This is a genomic window from Campylobacter parajejuni, from assembly GCF_046764905.1.
GTDB lineage: Bacteria > Campylobacterota > Campylobacteria > Campylobacterales > Campylobacteraceae > Campylobacter_D.
This window is the reverse complement of sequence record NZ_JBKORB010000003.1, coordinates 217,797-237,751: the sequence shown is the minus strand read 5'-3', so window position 1 is coordinate 237,751 and position 19,955 is coordinate 217,797. Positions and strand designations below refer to the sequence as shown.

Annotated in this window: 21 protein-coding genes, 1 rRNA gene and 1 pseudogene; 11 read left to right on the top strand and 12 right to left on the bottom strand. The window is 32.9% G+C overall.

Annotated features, from left to right (window positions below; genetic code table 11):
- The 10 genes and pseudogenes from rrf to ACLL8X_RS04420 all read left to right on the top strand — a co-directional run.
- Positions 1-106, top strand: a 5S ribosomal RNA gene (rrf, locus tag ACLL8X_RS04465); the annotation flags it as partial.
- Between the two features lie 765 nt (positions 107-871).
- On the top strand, positions 872-2,053 hold the full coding sequence (locus ACLL8X_RS04460) for a hypothetical protein (protein WP_411989733.1): 1,182 nt from the start codon (positions 872-874) through the stop codon (positions 2,051-2,053).
- Between the two features lie 207 nt (positions 2,054-2,260).
- Positions 2,261-3,055, top strand: coding sequence for an HrcA family transcriptional regulator (locus tag ACLL8X_RS04455; protein WP_411989732.1), 795 nt, complete (start codon positions 2,261-2,263; stop codon positions 3,053-3,055).
- Positions 3,052-3,582, top strand: coding sequence for a nucleotide exchange factor GrpE (gene grpE, locus ACLL8X_RS04450; protein ID WP_411989731.1), 531 nt, complete (start codon positions 3,052-3,054; stop codon positions 3,580-3,582). Before ACLL8X_RS04455 ends, grpE begins: the two co-directional genes overlap by 4 nt.
- Positions 3,583-3,599: 17 nt before the next feature.
- Positions 3,600-3,821: a hypothetical protein gene (locus ACLL8X_RS04445; RefSeq protein ID WP_411989730.1), complete on the top strand. Its 222-nt coding sequence runs from the start codon at positions 3,600-3,602 to the stop codon at positions 3,819-3,821.
- 37 nt (positions 3,822-3,858) lie between these two features.
- A complete protein-coding gene (gene dnaK, locus ACLL8X_RS04440) occupies positions 3,859-5,730 on the top strand; it encodes a molecular chaperone DnaK (protein ID WP_411989729.1) in 1,872 nt (623 codons plus the stop codon).
- 117 nt (positions 5,731-5,847) lie between these two features.
- Positions 5,848-6,000: a hypothetical protein gene (locus tag ACLL8X_RS04435; RefSeq protein ID WP_411989728.1), complete on the top strand. Its 153-nt coding sequence runs from the start codon at positions 5,848-5,850 to the stop codon at positions 5,998-6,000.
- Between the two features lie 53 nt (positions 6,001-6,053).
- A pseudogene (locus tag ACLL8X_RS04430) lies at positions 6,054-6,449 on the top strand (type I restriction endonuclease subunit R); the annotation flags it as partial.
- A gap of 28 nt (positions 6,450-6,477) precedes the next feature.
- Positions 6,478-7,509 (top strand): MBL fold metallo-hydrolase, encoded by a 1,032-nt coding sequence (locus ACLL8X_RS04425; RefSeq protein ID WP_411989727.1) that lies wholly within the window; start codon positions 6,478-6,480, stop codon positions 7,507-7,509.
- Positions 7,510-7,580: 71 nt separating this feature from the next.
- A complete protein-coding gene (locus ACLL8X_RS04420) occupies positions 7,581-7,922 on the top strand; it encodes a cupin domain-containing protein (protein WP_411989726.1) in 342 nt (113 codons plus the stop codon).
- 55 nt (positions 7,923-7,977) lie between these two features.
- On the opposite strand, the gene ACLL8X_RS04415 is transcribed toward ACLL8X_RS04420, so the two are convergent.
- Positions 7,978-9,150 carry a pyridoxal phosphate-dependent aminotransferase gene (locus ACLL8X_RS04415; RefSeq protein WP_411989725.1) on the bottom strand — a complete coding sequence of 391 codons (1,173 nt, stop codon included), beginning with the start codon at positions 9,148-9,150 and terminating at the stop codon, positions 7,978-7,980.
- A 395-nt stretch (positions 9,151-9,545) separates the two neighbouring features.
- On the opposite strand from ACLL8X_RS04415, the gene ACLL8X_RS04410 reads away from it, so the two are divergent.
- Entirely contained in the window at positions 9,546-9,716 is a 171-nt protein-coding gene (locus tag ACLL8X_RS04410) for a hypothetical protein (protein ID WP_411989724.1), read from the top strand.
- A gap of 348 nt (positions 9,717-10,064) precedes the next feature.
- Here the strand turns inward: ACLL8X_RS04410 and speA are convergent, their stop codons facing one another.
- The 11 genes from speA to ACLL8X_RS04355 form a co-directional block, all read right to left on the bottom strand.
- Positions 10,065-11,900: a biosynthetic arginine decarboxylase gene (gene speA / locus ACLL8X_RS04405; protein WP_411989723.1), complete on the bottom strand. Its 1,836-nt coding sequence runs from the start codon at positions 11,898-11,900 to the stop codon at positions 10,065-10,067.
- Complete coding sequence (gene hisS / locus ACLL8X_RS04400) at positions 11,897-13,123, bottom strand: histidine--tRNA ligase (RefSeq protein ID WP_411989722.1); 1,227 nt, start codon at positions 13,121-13,123, stop codon at positions 11,897-11,899. Before hisS ends, speA begins: the two co-directional genes overlap by 4 nt.
- Positions 13,120-13,698: a dTMP kinase gene (tmk, locus tag ACLL8X_RS04395; protein ID WP_411989721.1), complete on the bottom strand. Its 579-nt coding sequence runs from the start codon at positions 13,696-13,698 to the stop codon at positions 13,120-13,122. Before tmk ends, hisS begins: the two co-directional genes overlap by 4 nt.
- Complete coding sequence (coaD, locus tag ACLL8X_RS04390; RefSeq protein ID WP_411989720.1) at positions 13,689-14,165, bottom strand: pantetheine-phosphate adenylyltransferase; 477 nt, start codon at positions 14,163-14,165, stop codon at positions 13,689-13,691. The genes tmk and coaD overlap by 10 nt, the downstream gene beginning before the upstream one ends.
- A gap of 38 nt (positions 14,166-14,203) precedes the next feature.
- Positions 14,204-14,767 carry a UbiX family flavin prenyltransferase gene (locus ACLL8X_RS04385; RefSeq protein ID WP_411989719.1) on the bottom strand — a complete coding sequence of 188 codons (564 nt, stop codon included), beginning with the start codon at positions 14,765-14,767 and terminating at the stop codon, positions 14,204-14,206.
- Entirely contained in the window at positions 14,764-15,420 is a 657-nt protein-coding gene (gene flgA / locus ACLL8X_RS04380; RefSeq protein WP_411989718.1) for a flagellar basal body P-ring formation chaperone FlgA, read from the bottom strand. The genes ACLL8X_RS04385 and flgA overlap by 4 nt, the downstream gene beginning before the upstream one ends.
- Positions 15,421-15,498: 78 nt before the next feature.
- Positions 15,499-16,275 (bottom strand): MetQ/NlpA family ABC transporter substrate-binding protein, encoded by a 777-nt coding sequence (locus ACLL8X_RS04375; protein ID WP_411989717.1) that lies wholly within the window; start codon positions 16,273-16,275, stop codon positions 15,499-15,501.
- Between the two features lie 10 nt (positions 16,276-16,285).
- Entirely contained in the window at positions 16,286-17,056 is a 771-nt protein-coding gene (locus ACLL8X_RS04370; RefSeq protein ID WP_411989716.1) for a MetQ/NlpA family ABC transporter substrate-binding protein, read from the bottom strand.
- Between the two features lie 41 nt (positions 17,057-17,097).
- Positions 17,098-17,871, bottom strand: coding sequence for a MetQ/NlpA family ABC transporter substrate-binding protein (locus ACLL8X_RS04365; RefSeq protein WP_411989715.1), 774 nt, complete (start codon positions 17,869-17,871; stop codon positions 17,098-17,100).
- A gap of 174 nt (positions 17,872-18,045) precedes the next feature.
- Positions 18,046-18,948, bottom strand: a complete 903-nt coding sequence (locus ACLL8X_RS04360; RefSeq protein WP_411989714.1) for a methionine ABC transporter permease — start codon at positions 18,946-18,948, stop codon at positions 18,046-18,048.
- Positions 18,945-19,955, bottom strand: coding sequence for a methionine ABC transporter ATP-binding protein (locus ACLL8X_RS04355; RefSeq protein ID WP_411989713.1), 1,011 nt, complete (start codon positions 19,953-19,955; stop codon positions 18,945-18,947). Before ACLL8X_RS04355 ends, ACLL8X_RS04360 begins: the two co-directional genes overlap by 4 nt.

Below are 19,955 nucleotides of genomic sequence, written 5' to 3'. Positions count from 1 at the left end.
TACAGATGTGGAAACGCCTTGCTCCATCTCGAACCAAGAAGCTAAGCACATCGTGGGTGATGATACTACGCCTTACTGGCAGGGGGAAAGTAGCTCATTGCGGACTTGTTAGTATTTATCTTTTTTATTCTTGATAAACTTCTTCAATGCTTTTCTTGTTTAGCTTTATTGTTTGTTTTTTAAGGTTTTTTAGTTAAGTTTTATTACTTTAGATTACTTGATTTTAAATTGATTATTACTGCTTTGTTTTTAGTTAAATTGATTTAAAACTTTTTTCTAAAAAGCTAAAATCTAAACTATTTTTAGCATCCTTATCCATTAAAAGCATTGCTAAATTTGCCTTTAGAATGCCTTTAAATAAGCCTTATTCTATAAAATCACTTCAAAAAAAACATTTTTAATAAAAATTTTTAATAAAACAGAGATATTTCAGTTTTTTAAAGCTTAAAAGCAAGTTGTATTAAAAAATAGCTATGTTTAAAAAACAACTAGCTATATAAAAGCCCTAAAATGCTTTCGTATAAGTTTTACATCTGCTTTGCTTAAAGCTAGAATGATTTTATTTAAAAAACAATTTTCATCAAGCAAATAGTAAAAGACTTAAAAATTTAAAGAGTTTTAAATTTATTATCAAACTTGTTTTTGCTTCAAGTTTTGTTTGCTTAAATATTTCAATTCATGATTTTAAAAGTTTATGGGTTTATTTAAATTCAATGATAAGTTCAGACTTGAAAGCTTGTTTTAAAAAGAATGTGATTTATAAGATAAAAGCATTATATGGTAAGTTTTTAAAGCTTTTTAAGTTTGAGTGGGGTAGAATTCGAGAGCAATATTAACGAAAAGATGTCATAAATTTTAGAAGGCATCGAAAATGGATTTCACAAAATTTCTTAATAATTTCCAACCCATATCAAAATCACCCCAACAAGCCAGTGTTTTTAAGTCTTTTAAATTGAATTTAAAACCAAGAGTTTTAGATGAAAAAGATGAAAATCCCACTTCCTTGGATAAGCAAAAAACAGATGTGGCTCAAAGTATGCTTCAAAGATTAGAAGATGAAAAGGTGTTTAATCAAAAAGTCAGCGTTAAGGTCAAAAATGCTGAGAAAGGTATGGTAAGCATATATTTTAGAGACCCCATTACTAATAAACTCGTTCGCAGTGCTTTAAGTCCCCAAGCCATCAACAAAATGGGCGTGGAATTTAGTAATGATGATATGACAAAAAGACTCGATGGTTCTTATATTTTAAGTGGAAAAGCTGAAAAATTTATCGCTGGATGGTATGCTGATATAGCTTATACTAGAGCTTATAGGGCTAGTGATAGGAATGATGATGGTTTTTTGGAGGATTACGAGCTTGAAGATGTAAAGGGTGGTTTTGTAGCACAAGAGACTAGCCTTGGGCTTTTTGTTCAATCTTACACTCAGTTAAATGCCAATGCTGACACTTTATTTGGCTTTGGGCAAGAATTTAGACAGCTACGCCCAAGTAATACTAAAGACACGGATTATGCTGCTAGAACCATAGGCTTGGAGCTTGATAAAATGGTAAGGCAGGATGGTGATTTTAATGGCGAACTTAGTTTTAGTGAAACAGGTATGCAGATGGTCAAGAGCAAGCCACCTGTGCAAGGATGGAGTGAAAGCATTGGTATATTGGCTTTAACTAAGTTTGGTCAAACTAATACGATAGAAATCAAAGATATATTAGATAAACTAGGCAAAGGTGTAAAATATGATGATTTAAGTGAAGATGAAAAAGCTCTACTTAAAATGCAATTGTCCGATAAAATTTTTGATGAAGTTGAAGATAAAGAAACAGGGGATAAAAAACTTGTTTTTAATCCAGATAAATTTAAAATCTTTTATGAGGGTTTTGTAGATTTATTTAAACAAAGAAGTGCGAAAATGCTAGGCTTAAAGCCAGAAGAGGCGAGCAGATTAAATTATGAAAATCTTGGACAAATTGTTGGAGAAATGAAACAAACTTATTTTGATACAAATTCTACAAGCTACGAAAAAATCGCTGATTTAATTAAAATTTGGGCTTAATATCTATCCCAAATTTTCTTATTCTTATCTTATTTTTTATTAAAGCTATTTTTATTTCTTGTATAAAACTAACTAATAAAACTTTAGTCATATAGACTAAATAAAATTAAGTAAAATTTTTTATATATATACTTGACAAAATAACACTCAATGTTGTATAATACTCCTAGCAATCAAACAATAGAGTGCTAAAAATTTAAGGAAAGAGTGATGAAAAGCAGAGATAAAAAGGATTTGATTTTAGATTCTATTATCCAAACCTATCTTTTAGGCAACGCTCCCATTGGCTCAAGTGAGTTGAATTTAAATCTTTGTATTCCTGCTTCAACTATACGCGTTTATCTTAAAAGGCTAAGCGATGAAGGTTTGATTACTCAGCTTCATATAAGTAGTGGCAGAATTCCTACTATTTTGACGATGCAAAATTATTGGCAAAATTTCTGGGAAAAAGAACAGGATAAAGATATAAATATTAAAAATGAGAATTTTTTAAAAGAACTGAGTAGGGAGTTTGAAATTTATTGCCTTATTTATGGGGGCAGGAGTTTAATGCTTGAAGATGTGCTTGAACTTAATGCTAAATTTATAGTGCTTGATTTTAAAGAAGAAGAGCTTGTTTTAAAGTATGAAAAACAGACTCTGGATTTTTTGCAAAGTCTTATAGGACTTGACCTTTTTAGTATAGAAAAAATAGCTTTTAGGGTTCATTTTGTGGAACTTATAGAAAAGATAACAAGTTTAAGGCAAAATCTGATTTATTGTAGAAGCAATGAAAAAAGAGCTTATCAAATTTATCAAAATGATGAATTTGTTAAGCTCTTAGATTGTGGTGTTCATCGTTATTTTAAAGAAAGTCTTGAATTTGAACCTTTATTTAAAGAAGGTTTTATGGGGCTCAAGGTGGATGCACGGTTTTTGGACGAAGATGTAAATATTATCTTAGCAGGTAGTGTTTATACGGATTATAAAAAAATATTACAATATATAAAGGAGGCGGCGTGAGCGAAGAAAAGCAAAAAGTTGAAAACGAAAACGCACAAAGTTCTGAAAATTTGCAGGATGAAAATTTGCAAAATATCGATGAGAGAGAGCAAAATACCTTGCAAAAAGATTATGATGAATTAAAAGACAAATATATGCGTGCAAATGCTGAATTTGAAAATATTAAAAAAAGAATGGAAAAAGAAAAGCTAAGTGCTATGGCTTATGCTAATGAAAGCTTTGCAAAAGACTTGCTTGATGTTTTAGACGCTTTAGAAGCGGCTGTAAATGTGGAGTGTCAGGATGAAATTAGCTTAAAAATCAAAGAAGGAGTGCAAAATACTTTAGATTTGTTTCTTAAAAAACTTGAAAAGCACGGAGTGGCTCTTATCAAAGAAGAAAAAGAGTTTGACCCTAATTTACACGAAGCAATGTTTCATGTAGAGAGCCAAAACCATCAAAGTGGCGAAGTGGTTGCTGTGCTTCAAAAGGGTTATAAAATAGCAGGTAGAGTGATTCGCCCGAGCAAAGTTAGCGTAGCAAAATAAATTTGAAAGGATAAAAAATGGCGAAGCAAAAAAAAGATAGCGGAAAAAATTATACCAAAGAGGAAATTATATCTATTAAGGATTATACAGATAAAAATGGAATTTTTCAAACATACGAAGATGGAAATGAGTATGCCGAAATTCACTTTAAGAATACCGGAAAAGAAAGATCCGGTTCCGCTCTTTATATGTGTGCTTGGAGAATTGCAAATGGAGAATACGATCATTATCTCAAATAGATAAAATTTTAATAAAATAAATTTGAAAGGATAAAAAATGAGTAAAGTTATAGGTATAGATTTAGGAACAACCAATTCTTGTGTTGCTGTGTATGAACGCGGCGAGAGTAAAGTAATCCCAAATAAAGAAGGCAAAAATACAACTCCTTCTGTGGTAGCTTTTACGGACAAAGGCGAGGTTTTAGTGGGCGATAGTGCAAAACGCCAAGCCGTAACTAATCCCGAAAAAACTATTTATTCTATTAAAAGAATTATGGGTTTGATGATAAACGAAGATGCGGCTAAAGAAGCTAAAAATAGACTTCCTTATCATATCACTGAGAGAAATGGTGCTTGTGCGATTGAGATTGCAGGTAAAATTTACACCCCACAGGAAATTTCGGCTAAGGTTTTGATGAAGCTTAAAGAAGACGCTGAAGCCTTTTTAGGACAAAGCGTTGTGGATGCGGTTATTACCGTGCCTGCGTATTTTAATGATGCCCAAAGAAAGGCAACAAAAGAAGCTGGAACCATAGCAGGACTTAATGTCTTAAGGATTATCAATGAACCTACTTCAGCGGCTTTAGCTTATGGGCTTGATAAAAAAGATAGTGAAAAAATAGTCGTTTATGATTTAGGTGGGGGAACCTTTGATGTAACCGTGCTTGAAACGGGCGATAATGTCGTAGAAGTTTTGGCAACCGGGGGGAATGCTTTCTTGGGTGGTGATGATTTTGATAATAAACTCATCGATTTTTTGGCTAGCGAATTTAAGGATGAAACAGGCATTGATTTAAAAAACGATGTGATGGCTTTGCAACGCCTTAAAGAAGCAGCAGAAAATGCGAAAAAAGAGCTTAGTTCTGCCAATGAAACAGAGATAAACTTGCCTTTCATTACAGCCGATGCGAGCGGTCCAAAACACTTGGTAAAAAAACTTACTAGAGCTAAATTTGAAAGTATGATAGAAAAGCTTGTAAGCGAGACCATCACTAAAATCAATGAAGTAGTAAGTGATGCGGGGCTTAAAAAAGATGAAATTAAAGAAATCGTTATGGTAGGGGGTTCTACTCGTGTTCCTTTAGTGCAAGAAGAAGTGAAAAAAGCTTTTGCTAAGGAGCTAAATAAATCCGTAAATCCTGATGAAGTTGTAGCCATCGGTGCAGCAATTCAAGGTGCGGTTATAAAAGGCGATGTTAAAGATGTGCTTTTGCTTGATGTTACTCCACTTTCTTTGGGTATAGAAACTTTGGGCGGAGTTATGACTAAGATTATCGAAAAAGGCACGACTATCCCAACTAAAAAAGAGCAAGTTTTCTCCACAGCCGAAGATAATCAAAGCGCTGTAACGATTAATGTTTTGCAAGGAGAAAGAGAATTTAGCCGTGATAATAAATCTTTAGGAAATTTCAATCTTGAAGGAATTCCACCTGCACCACGCGGTATGCCACAAATCGAAGTTACTTTTGATATTGATGCCAATGGTATTTTAACCGTTTCTGCAAAAGATAAGGCAACAGGCAAGGCTCAAGAGATTAAAATCACAGGTTCAAGCGGACTTAGCGAAGAAGAGATTAATAATATGGTAAAAGATGCCGAGCTTCACAAAGAAGAAGATAAAAAACGCAAAGAAGCTGTGGATGCTAGAAATGCAGCCGATAGTTTAGCCCATCAAGTGGAAAAATCTTTAAATGAATTGGGCGAAAAAGTAGCAGCCGATGATAAAGAGAATATCCAAAAAGCCCTTGATGATTTGCGTGAGACTTTGAAAAATCAAAATGCAAGTAAGGAAGAAATTGAAAGCAAAATGAAAGCTTTAAGTGAAGTTTCTCATAAATTAGCTGAAAATATGTATAAAAAAGATGAGCCAAATGCAGCTAATGATAAAAAGAAAAAAGATGATGATGTAATTGACGCTGAAGTTGAGTAAGCTTCTAAAATCTTTATTCAAGCCTTTTAAAAAGGCTTGAATTTAATTCTATTTTTTTAAATATTTTTTAGTAGTGATTTTATATAATATTATTAATAAAAATACAAGGAAATCGTTATGGAACAAAGCCAATTCCAACCCATTATTAACTTTATATGGAGTGTAGCAGATGATTTACCTAGTCTTTTAAAGCCAAATACCAACACAAACGCAAAGCCTATACAACTACGAGTAAAACACCCTTTTTACCATACGCCAACTTTACTATAGCACGCAAAATAAAAACTCCCTTGATATGAGTAATCTTTTTAAATGACTTACTTAAATCGCAAGATATTATTTTACAAAGAAATGGAGAGTTAAAGCCTTCTTTTGCAGATGGTTCAAGCAAAAGTCTTGAAACTAAATTAAAAGAACTTGCAAATATCATCAAAGACTTTAACAACAAATATGCAAATATAGACTTTAATGAAAGTGATAAAATAACTAAAATTCTATATAATATAAAAGATGATATAATAAAAAATGAAAGAATACGTGAAGCTTTTAGCAAATTCGATATGCAGAATTCTCGTATTGAGTTTGATACACTTTTGAAAGATAAAATTTAAGATATCTCGGAGTTAAATTTAGAACTTTTTAAACAATTTAATCAAAACATAGAATTTAAAGACAAGATAGCAAATACGATGTTTAATATGGTTTGTAATGATTTTTAAAGCATAAAGTTGTCAAAAATAAGGATAAATGTTTGTGAGTGTAGATTTTTTTAAAACCTTTGATATTTCTAATGCAGAACGCCTAAAAGCCAAGAAAACACAGGGTAAAAAATATGAAATTTTTCTCAATGAAAATGAGCAAAGTCTTGTAACTCATAAAGTGTCTTTTAGGGAAATTTTGAGATATTATTATCTTTACCCAAAGAATGCCATTCCTTCTTTTAAACTACCTTTTTGCAAACCTAATTTGAGTGATTTTGATACTCCACATATTACTTGGCTTGGACATTCTTCACTTTTTGTAAGTTTTAAGGAATATAAAATTTTAATAGATCCTATTTTTAACACTCATGCTTCGCCTATTTCTTTTATTAACAAGGCTTTTGAAAATGCACCTGTTTATAATGCAAATGATTTTAATGAAATTTTTGCTGTTATTATCACGCATTCACATTTTGATCATTTAGATGCTAAGAGTGTAAAAGCTTTAAAAGATAAGACTAAATTTTTTATTACGCCTTTAAAGGTAGGGAATTATTTGAAAAGTTATGGCGTAAGTGAGAAAAAAATCATAGAGCTTAATTGGTGGTGTGGGGTAGAATTTGATGATTTAAAAATTATAGCAACACCTGCACAGCACAGCTCAAGCAGAGGCGATGGTAAAAACAAAACCCTTTGGGCTTCTTTTGTGATAGAATTTATAAGTGTAAATAAGAGAGTGTTTTTTAGTGGAGATGGAGGGTATTTTACGCATTTTAAAAAAATAGGTAAGTATTTTGGAGATTTTGATTTGGTTTGTCTTGAAAGTGGACAATTTAATATTGCTTGGCCTTTTTCACATTCTTTTCCTGAGCAAATTTTAAAAGAAGCAAAAGAACTTAACGCAAAAGCTGTAATGCCTATACATTGGGGGAGATTTTTAGCGGGAACTCACGCGTGGAATGAGATAGTAAAATTTCTTTATGAAAATTTATCCTTACCCCTTATCACGCCAAAAATGGGTGAAACTTACGAAATAGGAGCTAAATTTAAACAGGATTTTTGGTGGAAAGAAGGATAAATTAACACAAGTTTATAATCTGTATTTTGGTTTTTTGCTATAGTTTTATAAAACCAAAAAAAGGAGATTTTATGAAAATCATTCAATGGAATAGGGCAGAATTTAGTCCAAAAGAAGTAAAAATCAATGTTTTAATTGACAATGAAAAAGGTAAAGAGATTCAAATTTTATTAGCTAAAGATAGCATAATGAAAGAGCATAAGGCCCATTTTGCTATACAAGTACAGGTTTTAAGTGGTAAAATTTGGTTTGAAGTGGAAAATGAAAAATTTGAATTAAATGCTTTGGATATGATAAGTCTGGAAGCAAATGTGGCACATTCTTTAGGTGGATTAGAAGACTCTATAATAAGACTTAGCTTGAATAAATTTGACAATATTCAAAGAGTGAATGCTGCATTTAAAAAACCCTAAGGCGTTTTGGTGGTTTTATTGTGGGTTAGTCTAAGAAAATTCTAGGTTTTTCAACCTAGAATTTGTAATTTTTAATGAAACTAACTATTCTTTCTAAACCTTTTTGAATAAGCTCATCGCTTGTTGCATAAGAAAGTCTAAAATATCCATCCATACCAAAGCCAATTCCCGGAACAACAGCGACTTTTTCTTGCTCTAGCAATTTTTGGCAAAATTTCATAGAGTCTTTTTCGATTTTTTGTATATTGACAAAAAGATAAAAAGCACCTTCGGGTTTATAAATGCTGATATTTGGAATTTTATCAAGTATGCTTAAGGCTAGATTGCGGCGTTTTTCAAAGGCTTGACGCATTTTTTCTATATCTTCATCGCACTCTCCATTTAAAGCAGGAATGGCTGCGTATTGAGTGATGGAGCAAATATTTGAAGTGCTTTGACCTTGAAGCCTTTTGACAGCCGAAACTAGAGCTTTATTTTTGCTTGCCATATAGCCAAAACGCCATCCGGGCATAGCTCCACATTTGCTAAGTCCATTTATGGTTACAGTGCGTTTTAGGGCGTCTTCGCTTACACTTGCAAAAGCTGCAAAATCAAAACCATCATAGCGAAGTTTTTCATACATTTCATCACTTAAAACAATGATTTGCGTTCCTTCTAGCACTTTAGCAATTTCAGTTAGCTCTTCTTTAGAATAAATGCAGCCCACTGGATTAGATGGGGAGTTTAATATAAGCATTTTGGTTTTGTTTGTAATGCTATTTTTAAGCTGTTCCGGGGTAATTTTAAAGCCATTTTCTTCTAAGCCTTCTATAAACACAGCTTTTCCTCCAGCAAATTTTACCATCTCAGGATAACTTACCCAGTAAGGACTAGGGATGATGACTTCATCATCTTTTTCGATTAGGCATTCTATGCACTCAAAAAGAGAATGCTTTGCACCCACATTTGTGATGATTTCGCCTATTTCGTAATCAAGATTATTGTCTTTTTTAAGCTTGGTTTGGATAGCTTTTAAAATTTCAGGAATTCCCGCAACAGCAGTGTATTTTCCACATCCTTTTTCAATGGCAGCCACAGCGGCGTTTTTGATGGTTTGTGGCGTGTCAAAATCAGGTTCTCCCGCAGAAAAACTAATAATATCCTCGCCCTTAGCTTTAAGCTCACTAGCTAGTGCAGTGATGGCTAAAGTGATAGACTCTTCTAAAACTTGAGACCTTTTTGTAAGCATTTTTTAATCCTTAATATTTTTTATTTAATTTTAGCAAAAAATGGCTTTTTTGTGATGAATAAAAGTTAAAAATGGCTTATAAATTTTTAAATCTCTGTCTTTTGAGTGTAAATGATACCATTAAAAGTGATGATAAAAAAGAATATATTAATAAAAATTGTTGGATTAAGCTAAGGAAAATAATATAAAAATATCATTTTTAGGTTTAAATAATTTTAAAAAATTTTTAGAATGAAGAAATAAAAAGACAAAAACAGGAGAAATAAAATGACAATGCAAATAATACAAGATCAAATTCCACAGGAATTATCAGGGAGAATGACAAAACAGAGCTTAGAGAGATTGGCAAATCATCTTCACTTAGCGACCCAAAACGATATGAGAGATATTCCACTATGGCTACTTTGGGACTTAGCGATAACTTGCAAACAATTAGATTTAAAAGAGAATTATCAGAAAGTCTTAGTAGAAATACAGATGAAGCTAGAAACACAGCACAAAGCAGACTTAGCGGAGCAGAGAGCAGAGAAAGCAGAGCAATTGTATTAGCAAATAAAGAATTTTAGAATATCAATGAAGAAATATTAAATAAGTTAAGCAAAGAAGAAAACAAGGAATTTAAAGACTATATTAAAATTTAAGAAAGCAAACTTTGCTTTCTTGCTAATATTCTAAAACTTCAAAGTGATTTAAAATATTGAGTGAAATTTTAAAAAATGAGAAATTTTGTATTCAATTTTTTGAAAAATTATTATGTGATAATATGTAAAAATTTTATGTATTATAAAGAAAATAATTATAAATTAGTCCGAGTGGTTATATTTTGGAGTGATTAAAAAAAAGTTTTCTGCAAGAATAACAAGTAAGATATTTTTGTTTGAGAAAATTTCTTTTATAACACCCCAAAAATTCATTTAAATTCCTATGCTTTTTAAGTAGCCATTATCATTTAAGAAAAGATAAAGCTCCCCTAAAATATGCTTTTTTTGCTTTTCATTGACTAGCCTAGAAGCGCTAATGCGTTCGTTTAAAATATCCATAATAGCGTGTATATCATAGTCTAAATCTTCTAAAGTATCAAGTATGGATTGTGCTTCTATAATGCTTTTGATTTCATAGCCCTTTTCATCGATACTAATAGTAGCTTCAGTAGGATGGGTAAAAAGATTATGCTTCATTCCAAGCACTTCTTGATAGGCACCCACAAGGAAAAAGCCTAGAAAATAATTCTCTTTCTCCACATCCACATCGTGCAAAAATAAAGGCTTATCTTTAGAATACGAAATTTCTCCATCACTATCACAGGTAATGTCCCATATACTAGCACTCCTAGTTGGTTTTTCATCTAAGCGGTCAAGGGGCATAATGGGAAAATTCTGTTCTAGCCCCCAAAAATCAGGCATACTTTGAAAAAGCGAAAAATTTACCAAATATCTTTCTTGCACTTCATCTTGTATAGCGAGTAAGTCCGCAGGGTTTTGTTTATCTCCTAAAAGCAAAATGGCTTTTTTTGTGATTAAATGGGTCAAAATTTCAGCATTAGAGCGGTCTTGCAAATCCACATAACCTAAATCAAAAAGGGTCAAAATACTTTCAAGATGGTCTATACTATCGTGTAAATATTCTAAGGCATTGGAAGGTTTTATGCTTTTATAAAGGTCATAAAGCTCATCGATGAGTTTTGGATTTTGCTTTTTTAACAAGAGTTTATTTTCTGCGTATTCTTGTGAAAAAAGCTCTAGCACAGGAGCGACCAAAACAGCGTGATTGGCTGCTACAAAACGCCCACTTTCTATGAAAATATCAGGCTCTAAATCCTTTTTTTGTTCGGCTATATTTTTTAAGATAAAAACCACATCATTAGCATATTCTCTTAGGGTATAATTTCTACTTTTTTCATTTTTAAACTGCGAGTATTCCACAGCTAAACCGCCGCCAAGATTGATAGCTTTTAAATTTTTAGCTCCCATTTTTCTAAGTTCTGTGTAGATATTACCCGCTTCATTTAAGGCTTTTTTGAGCGGATGAATTTCGGTAATTTGTGAGCCCAAATGAAAGTGAATCATAGTAAATTGTTCTAAAAGTTTGTTTTCTTTTAGCAAATGAACCGCTTCTATGAGTTCAGTGGAAGTAAGACCGAATTTAGAATTTATCCCCCCACTTTTTGCCCAAATTCCAACCCCAGCAGAGTGCAAACGCACACGCAAACCTATGTTTGGCTTTGGTTTAAAGCGTTCTTTGGCTATATCGATAATGGCTTCAAGTTCGTTAAGTCCTTCTATGGTTAAGGTGATATTATGTCCCATTTCAGCAGCTATAAAGCCTATATTGATAAGTTCTCTATCTTTAAAACCATTCACAGTTACAGGTGCGCTTTCGTTATTATAAGCCATAGCGAGCAAAAGTTCAGCCTTTGAACCTGCTTCAAGTCCATAATTATAATCCTTACCCAGTTTTACAAGATTTTTAACAAAACCGGGATATTGATTGACTTTTAAAGGATAAACCGCATTAAATCTTCCTTTGTAGCCAAATTCTTTTCTTGCTTTGTTGAAATTTCCATAAATATTTTCGATTTGTTTTTGAATGAGATGAGGAAATCTTAAAAGCAAAGGTCCTTTATACCCATCATCTCTTAATTCTTTGACTATATCAATGATGGCAGGTTTTTTTTCGTGATTGATGCAAACTTTGCCATTTTTGATAATGAAATTTTCATTTCCCCAAATATCAATGCCATAATTCATCATAAAACCTTCTCCAAATGCGAAATTTTAATCATTTTTTCTTCTTTTTTTGTCAAATTTTTATAAAACAAATTTCCATTTTGTGCTTCATTTTCTCCCATACAAAGAAAAATTTCAGCCTTATTTTTATCCGCATTTTCAAGGTGTTTGGCGAGTTTTCTTGCTTCATAGCTTAAAAGAACTTTGTGTTTTTTTCTTAGCTTTGTGGCGATATTTAAAAGTTTGTGGATGTAAATTTCATCCATAGCACAAAGATAAATCCCTTCTCTTTCTAAGCTTTCTTCTTTTTGCTCTAAAATGGCTATAATTCTTTCTATACCCATAGCAAAACCTACGCCAAAACCACTTTTTCCACCCAGATATTCAACCAAGCCATCATAACGCCCGCCCCCTGCAATAGCGGCTTTTGCGCCAATTTCATCGCTAATAAATTCAAAAGCTGTTTTAGAATAATAATCCAGCCCCCTAACCAGCTTAGAATCCACTTCAAAATCCACTCCATTTTCCTTTAAAACGCTTTGTAAAATTTCAAAATCTTTTTGACAAGATGGGCATAAATTTTGATTTAAAAGCGGAGCATATAAAAGCAAATTTTGACAATGTTCGTTTTTGCAATCCAAAACACGAATGGGATTTAAACTTTTTCTGCGTAAGCAATCTTCACAAAATCCTTCTTTGCTATTTAAAAAATGCACTAAATTTTCGCGATATTTTGGCATACATTCTAAACAGCCTAAAGAGTTAATCACGAGTTTAAATTGAATATCTAAGCGTGAAAAAATTTCCACTAGCATTAAGATAAGACTTGCATCTTCATAGACGCTTTGCACTCCAAAGCTTTCAACCCCAAACTGATGAAATTCTCTCAAACGCCCTTTTTGCGGTCTTTCATAGCGAAACATTGAGCCGTGATAAAACCATCTTTTCACACTAGTGTTTTTATCGAGTTTTTTTTCTATATAGGCACGCACCACCCCAGCAGTTCCTTCAGGACGCATACAAACATGATTTTCGCCCTTGTCGATAAATTCATACATTTCCTTGCCTACTATATCAGAGCTTTCTCCTACGCTTCTTTTAAAAAGGGTGCAAAGCTCTAAATGGGGCGTGTTTATGAAGCTAAAGCCATAATTTTTAGCCACTTCTTCACAGCTTTTAATCACTTTTTCATAATAATACGCATCTTTATCTAGTAAATCCTTCATTCCTTTTAAGGCGTTAATCATTGTAAAAATTCCTTTATTTTTTGATGTAAATTTTCCTTGCTTTCTCTAGCATTTAATTTTAAAATTTCAATTTGAATGTTTTGATTTAAAAAATCCAAAACACATTCAAGTTTATTTTGGACGCTTAAAAAATACTGGGTGCCGCGTTTTTCTATGCTATCGGGTTCTTTTTGACTTAAGCGTTCTTTGATGAGTTTTTCATCGCCCTTTAAAAAGATTATTTTTTGTGGAAAAAATTTATCTAAAGCAAAGCTATTTAAGGCAAAAAGCAAATCATTTTCAAAGTCTTTTGCATAAGCCATACCTGAAATAAAACTCCTATCGCTGATAATGAGTTTGTTTTGATGGGTTTTTAAAATTTCTTCAAAATGCTGGGCGCGGTCTGCTAAAAAAAGTAAAAGCTCGGCTTTTTTACTGATGGGATAAGTTTTATTCAGTAAAATTTCTCTTAAATGTCTTCCAAGCTTGGTTCCGCCCGGCTCAAGCGTAAAAATGGCGTCTTTATAATATTCTTTTAGAAGCGAAATTTGTGTGCTTTTTCCTACGCAATCTATACCTTCAAACACTACATACAAGCTTTATCCTTTAAAAGGGGTAAAATTTCTTTTGGAACAAGAGAGCTGACATCTCCGCCGTGTGCTACGATAGAACGGACAATGGAGCTTGATATGAAGGCATTTTTGAGATTTGGCATAAGATAAATGGTCTCAATATCTTCCCAAAGCGTATGATTAGCGTAGCCAATTTGCAATTCGTATTCAAAATCGCTTACCGCCCTAAGCCCACGGATTATCGTGCTGACTTTTAATTGCTTAGCTAAATCTACAAGCAAATTATCAAAAGTGATAATTTTAACGCTATTTAAATTTCGCGTAGCAAGCAAGGCGAGTTCTTTGCGTTTTTCTAAATCATAAAAGGGCTTTTTATGCTCGCTTGTTGCTATGGCAACGATGACTTCATCAAAAATTTTTAAAGCACGCTTTATAACATCTAAATGTCCATTGGTAATAGGGTCAAAGGTTCCCGGATATAAACAAGTCATTTTTGCTCCAATTTTTTTAGAAATATAACAAATTTAAACTAAAAATTCTGCCATTTTTTATATAAATTATGTTTTATTTCTAAAAGGTCTAGCCATTTGCCTATGATAAAATTTTCTAATTCTTGTAAATTTTTTGCCCCAGAATAACTTGCCAACACAGGAGCTGCAATGATAGCTCCCATTTGGCTTAGTTTTAGCATATGTTCTAAATTTAGCGTAGAAAAAGGCATTTCCCGCACCGCTAAAATCAAGCTTTTTCTTTCTTTTAAAGCAACCGCTGCCGCACGGGTTAGCAAACTATCGGCAAAACCTGCGTGAATTTTTGCTAAACTTGAAATAGAGCAGGGTGCGATAATGGTTTTTTCTATACCAAAAGACCCACTCGCTACGCTTAGGCTTAAATTTCCATCATCTAAAAAATAGGTGTTTTTGAAGTTTTTTTCACAAAGCTTTTCTAAATTTTCTTTATTTTCAGCCTCGTAGCTTAATTTTGCACCTTGGGTTAAAATACAATAAAGCTCGCAGTGATTTTCTAAATTTTTTAATAATTTTAGTCCCAAATTAACACTGCTTGAGCCAGAAATTCCTAATAAAATTTTCATTGTATTATCATCCTATTTTTCCCCACAACAATGCCTTGCATTACCCTGCCTTCTTTGTTTTTTGCACGAATTCTTTCGCCCATATTTGCATTTTGTAAGGCTACAAGCTCAACTAAAACATCGATATTTCCATCGCTTAAAACCCCTATGATGGGGTCATTGCGGCGTATTAAGGCTGTGGTTTTAAACATATTGCTTTTTAAAATAGTGTTTTTGCTGATATTGCTTTTAGCTATGAGTTGATTTACATCATCAAGACTTAGGGCATTGGGTGGAACCTTATCAAAGTCAATGAGCATAGTTTTATAATCAAAAGCACCGAGTTTATCCCCTCTTTTAATGGCTCGTTCGCTTTTTAATATTTCCAAATCGGCTCTAATGAAATATCTAAAAAAAACATTTTTTTGTATATTTTGCGGGGTTTTAAATTCAGCTCTTACAAAACCTTGAGCTTGGTTAAATCGTCCATTGGCTATTCTTAAAAATTCATATTGCTCAAAATCTTTTGGCAGGGAGGCTATTTTTAAATCAATTTGTGTGATGATGATTTTGGGAAAATTGTTTTTAAATTCTTTAGCTAGTGCGATTTTAAGTTCTTCTAAATTGGCACCCCAAGCAAAACTTATCATAAGAAATAAAACAAGAATTTTCATTTTTATCCTAAGAATTTATATAGGGGTATTTTAGCTTTTCTAAGTTTAACAAAGCCTTTATTAAGGCTTTGCTTGGGATTAAAAAATAGGAATAACCGAGCCTTGATATTTTTCGGTAATGAAGGCTCTAATCTTATCGCTTGTAAGAATTTCTTTGATGATAAGACTTTTTGGCTCTGTTTCTTCGCCTTGTCTTACCGCTAAAACAATAGCGTATAAGCTGTCCTTATCTTCTATAAAAATTCCATCTTTTAAGGGGTTTAATCCCGCACCAAGAGCGTAATTTGTAGTGATAATAGCTAAATCCGTATCAGCTAAAGCCCTTGGCAATTGTGCGGCTTTTAGCTCTATGAATTTAAGATTTTTAGGATTTTTGCTTATGTCAAGCGGGGTTTTTAGGGTGCTTTGGGTTTTAAATTCTATTAAATTAGCCTTAGCTAACAAATCAAGCGCTCTGCTTTCATTGGTTGCGTCATTAGGTATAGCGATTTTGGCTCCATTAGGAATATCTTTTATATCTTTTATGGAGTTAGAATATATAGCCATAGGAACTAAAACAATAGCACCTAAAGAGCTTAATTTTGTTCCTTTGTGAGTGTTAAAATCATCTAAAAAAGGTTGATGTTGATACAAATTTGCGTCCAAATCTTTTTCATTTAAAGCTATATTGGGTATGTTATAGTCGTTAAATTCTTTCACTTCTAACTCCCAGCCTTTTTCTTTGAATAAAGGTTTTGAGAAGGTTAAAATTTCAGCATAAGGCGTTGGGGTTGCACCTATAATTAGGGTTTTATCCGCTCCAAAGCTAAAATTTATCAGCAATAAAATGCCAAATAATGCTTTTTTGATATTCATACAAAACTCCTTAAAAAGCAGGAATTAAAATATCCTTATAGCGTTCATTGATGAGAGCTTTGAATTTATCGCTTCTTAAAACTTCATCAATCACCTTAGTTTTTTCACTATTCTTATCCTCAAAACGCACTACAACATAATTGACATAAGGACTATCCTTATCTTCTCTAAAAATAGAATCTTTACTAGGATTTAATCCGGCTCCTAGTGCGTAATTAGAGTTGATAATAGCCACATCCGCATCATCTAAAGCTCTTGGTAATTGTGCAGCTTTTAGCTCTATGAATTTAAGATTTTTAGGATTTTTGCTTATGTCAAGCGGGGTTTTTAGGGTGTTTTGGTTTAATTCTATAAGGTTTGCTTTTTCTAAAAGCTCCAAAGCTCTGCTTTCATTGGTCGCATCATTGGGTATGGCGATTTTGGCTCCGTCTTTTAGCTCTTCTAAGTCTTTGATTTTTTTGCTATAAATTCCCATAGGTGCTATAATCACAGGTGTGCTTACAACTAGCTTTGCATTATTTTGTGCGTTGTAGGCTTCTAAAAAAGGCTTGTGTTGATATAAATTGGCATCAAGTTCTTTTTCTTCTAAGGCACGATTAGGCAGGATATAGTCTGTAAATTCTATGATTTTAAGCTCATATCCTTTGTTTTTAAAATCATCTTTCATCAGCTCTAATAAACTGGCAAAAGGATTGGGCGTAGCTCCTATGCTAATGCTTTTTGCCAATGCACTGGATAAATTAAGAATACAAATCAATAAAACAATTTTAAACAATTTCATAAAAATTCCTTTGAGTAAAGTCCCTTAAAAAAGGGACGAAATTAAAAAGCAGGTAAAACGGAGCCGTCATATTTTTCGAGTATGAACTGCTTGATTTTATCGCTTTGTAAAGCATCGGCTAAGGCTTTGATTTTGGCTTCATTTTCACGACCCTGTTTTGTAACAAGTATATTGACATAAGGACTTTCTTTGTCTTCGATAAATACGCTATCTTTTGCAGGGTTTAAATTCGCAGAGAGTGCGTAATTTGAATTGATTACAGCAAAATCCACATCAGCTAAAGCCCTTGGAAGTTGTGCGGCTTTAAGTTCTACAAATTGGATTTTTTTAGGATTGTCGGTTAAATCAAGTGGAGTTTTTAAGGCTTTATCTTTAAATTTAACCAAACCCTTTTTTGCGATAATGTCTAAGGCTCTGCTTTCATTGGTTGGGTCATTAGGAACAGCGATTTTAACCCCTTCTTTAATATCATCTAAACTTTTATATTTTTTAGAATAAACAGCCATAGGCTCTATATGCACACCAGCGACTTTGACAAGCTTGGTGCCTTTGTTTTTGTTAAATTCTTCCAAATAAGGAATGTGCTGGAAAAAGTTAGCATCCACTTCTTGATTATCAACAGCCAAATTAGGTAAAACATAGTCTGTAAATTCTTTGATTTCAAGTTTATAGCCTTGTTTTTCTAAGTCGGGTTTGACTTGTTCTAAAATTTCAGCGTGTGGGACAGGCGTAGCTGCAACTGAGATGGTTTCTAACGCATTTGCATTAAGAGTTAATGTTAAAATACTTGCTATAAGTAGAGATTTGATTTTCATTTTTTTCCTTTTTAGTCATTTTGTGCTTGCTTTAATCTTAATTCATTCACTCTGACTATCAGGAAAGAAGCATTTAAAAACTTAATTGATAGTCAGACTAACGCATCTGAGACATCATTTTTAATCCTTTGAAAAAATTTCTTGCAATTTTACTTAAAAAAGTTAAAAAGAGACTTAAGCTTTCTTAAGTCCCCTATAAATCAAATATATCACAAGCAAGATAGAAATAAGTCCCTGCCAAAAGAAATTATCCCCACTGCTTACGCCAATAATCGCACTCATCGCAAACAAGGCTAGTAAAGTGAAAATGATGTATATGCTTTTACTATTTTTAGCCCAAGTGTAAAATAAATTGCCTAGAATTTGAACGATTTGAACCAAAATAAGCAAAATCACAACGGTTTGTATCATCACTTCTTTATTAAAGCGTTCATAGCCATAACGAATAGCCACATCTCCTAAGCCACCTCCACCAACGGTTCCTGCAAGAGCTGAAAAACCAATGGTAAAAATTAAGGTCAGAGTAAGACCGCTAATAATAGACGGAAGAGCTTCGCTGAAGATAACCTTAAAAATAATTTGTATATGGCTAGCACCATAGCTTTTTGCCGCTTCTATAATGCCTTCATCTATCTCTTTAAAAGCACTTTCAAGCATTTTAGATAGAAAGGGTGCTATACCAATAGCCAAAGGAACTATGGCGGCATTTGTGCCTATGCTTGTGCCTACGACAATTTTAGAAAGAGGTAAAAGCACAACAATGAGAATTAAAAATGGAAAAGCACGCAAGATATTGGTTATAAAATCCAAAATTCCATAAGCCATTTTATTTTCTTTGATACCATTTTTGCCCCAAATAGCCAGTAAAATACCCGGAATAATTGCCAATAAAAATCCAAAAAACACAGCCATCAAACTCATATAAATCGTTTCATTGAGTGCGGGTTTTAGAATGTTTTCATAATTTTGACTAAAACTTGTAATAGAGCTTAAACTAACTTCTTTAATATCCTGCCAAGAAAAATCATTAAGAAATTTAGAAATTCTACCCAAGAAAGCAGCAATAGAGTCATTCATGACGCCACCTCCCACAATACTCCACTTTTTTCTATGTAGGCAAGGACCCTAGCTTTATCTTTTTCGTCTATGTTGATAACTAAATTTCCCAAAGCCTTTCCATTGAGCTTTTCTATTTTACCCCAGACTATGTTAAAGTCTATATCTAGCGTTCTTGCCATATGGGTAATGACGCTATTTTGTGCGACTTCTTTTGGGAAGTAAAGCTTGATATTTAGCCCCTGTTCAGGTAAAAAATCGCTTTCGCCTAAGAATTCTTTCATTTTTTTATTTGGCTTTAAGAAAAGCTCATCGATTGCACCGCTTCCTATGATTTGTCCGTGTTCAAGCAATAAAGCTTTTTGGGCTATATCTTTAACCACATCCATTTCGTGAGTTACTAAAACAACGGTGATTCCAAATTCAGCATTGATTTTTAAGATGAGTTCTAAAATATTTTTCGTAGTATTTGGGTCAAGAGCTGAAGTTGCTTCATCGCTGAGTAAAATTTTTGGGTTTAAAGCTAAGGCTCTAGCAATGGCAACGCGTTGCTTTTGACCCCCACTAAGCTCTCTTGGATAGGCTTTGTTTTTATGGTCAAGCCCTACGATTTCAAGCAAGGAATTGACCTTTTTAGCGATTTCTTTTTCGCTCATATATTCTTTAGCAAAAAGCTTGGCGTAAAATTTGCATTGAGTATAGTGCGTTCTTAAAGGCATAGCGACATTTTCAAACACATTTTTACGCTCCATCAGGGCGAAATTTTGAAAAATCATACCTATATCTTTTCTAAGCATTCTAAGCTCTTTTGGGTTTTTGTAGCTTAAATCTTTGATTTCATTATCCAATACCTTTAAGCTACCTTCTTGATAATTTTCAAGCCCATTAATGCACCTTAAAAGAGTAGATTTTCCAGCCCCACTATGTCCTACAATAGCGTAAATTTCCCCCTTTTTAATCTCCAAAGAAACATCGTTTATAACAAGTTCTTTACCATAATATTTTTTTAAATTTTTTATTTTTATCAA

Bases quoted from the DNA above. Each gene is read 5' to 3' on its own strand.
- ACLL8X_RS04365 (WP_411989715.1), bottom strand. From the start codon at position 17,871: ATGAAAATCAAATCTCTACTTATAGCAAGTATTTTAACATTAACTCTT.
- ACLL8X_RS04375 (WP_411989717.1), bottom strand. From the start codon at position 16,275: ATGAATATCAAAAAAGCATTATTTGGCATTTTATTGCTGATAAATTTT.
- ACLL8X_RS04425 (WP_411989727.1), top strand. From the start codon at position 6,478: ATGTTTGTGAGTGTAGATTTTTTTAAAACCTTTGATATTTCTAATGCA.
- flgA (WP_411989718.1), bottom strand. From the start codon at position 15,420: ATGAAAATTCTTGTTTTATTTCTTATGATAAGTTTTGCTTGGGGTGCC.
- hisS (WP_411989722.1), bottom strand. From the start codon at position 13,123: ATGATTAACGCCTTAAAAGGAATGAAGGATTTACTAGATAAAGATGCG.
- ACLL8X_RS04435 (WP_411989728.1), top strand. From the start codon at position 5,848: ATGGAACAAAGCCAATTCCAACCCATTATTAACTTTATATGGAGTGTA.
- coaD (WP_411989720.1), bottom strand. From the start codon at position 14,165: ATGACTTGTTTATATCCGGGAACCTTTGACCCTATTACCAATGGACAT.
- ACLL8X_RS04460 (WP_411989733.1), top strand. From the start codon at position 872: ATGGATTTCACAAAATTTCTTAATAATTTCCAACCCATATCAAAATCA.
- speA (WP_411989723.1), bottom strand. From the start codon at position 11,900: ATGATGAATTATGGCATTGATATTTGGGGAAATGAAAATTTCATTATC.
- dnaK (WP_411989729.1), top strand. From the start codon at position 3,859: ATGAGTAAAGTTATAGGTATAGATTTAGGAACAACCAATTCTTGTGTT.
- ACLL8X_RS04360 (WP_411989714.1), bottom strand. From the start codon at position 18,948: ATGAATGACTCTATTGCTGCTTTCTTGGGTAGAATTTCTAAATTTCTT.
- ACLL8X_RS04410 (WP_411989724.1), top strand. From the start codon at position 9,546: ATGGCTACTTTGGGACTTAGCGATAACTTGCAAACAATTAGATTTAAA.
- ACLL8X_RS04420 (WP_411989726.1), top strand. From the start codon at position 7,581: ATGAAAATCATTCAATGGAATAGGGCAGAATTTAGTCCAAAAGAAGTA.
- ACLL8X_RS04415 (WP_411989725.1), bottom strand. From the start codon at position 9,150: ATGCTTACAAAAAGGTCTCAAGTTTTAGAAGAGTCTATCACTTTAGCC.
- ACLL8X_RS04385 (WP_411989719.1), bottom strand. From the start codon at position 14,767: ATGAAAATTTTATTAGGAATTTCTGGCTCAAGCAGTGTTAATTTGGGA.
- ACLL8X_RS04445 (WP_411989730.1), top strand. From the start codon at position 3,600: ATGGCGAAGCAAAAAAAAGATAGCGGAAAAAATTATACCAAAGAGGAA.
- ACLL8X_RS04370 (WP_411989716.1), bottom strand. From the start codon at position 17,056: ATGAAATTGTTTAAAATTGTTTTATTGATTTGTATTCTTAATTTATCC.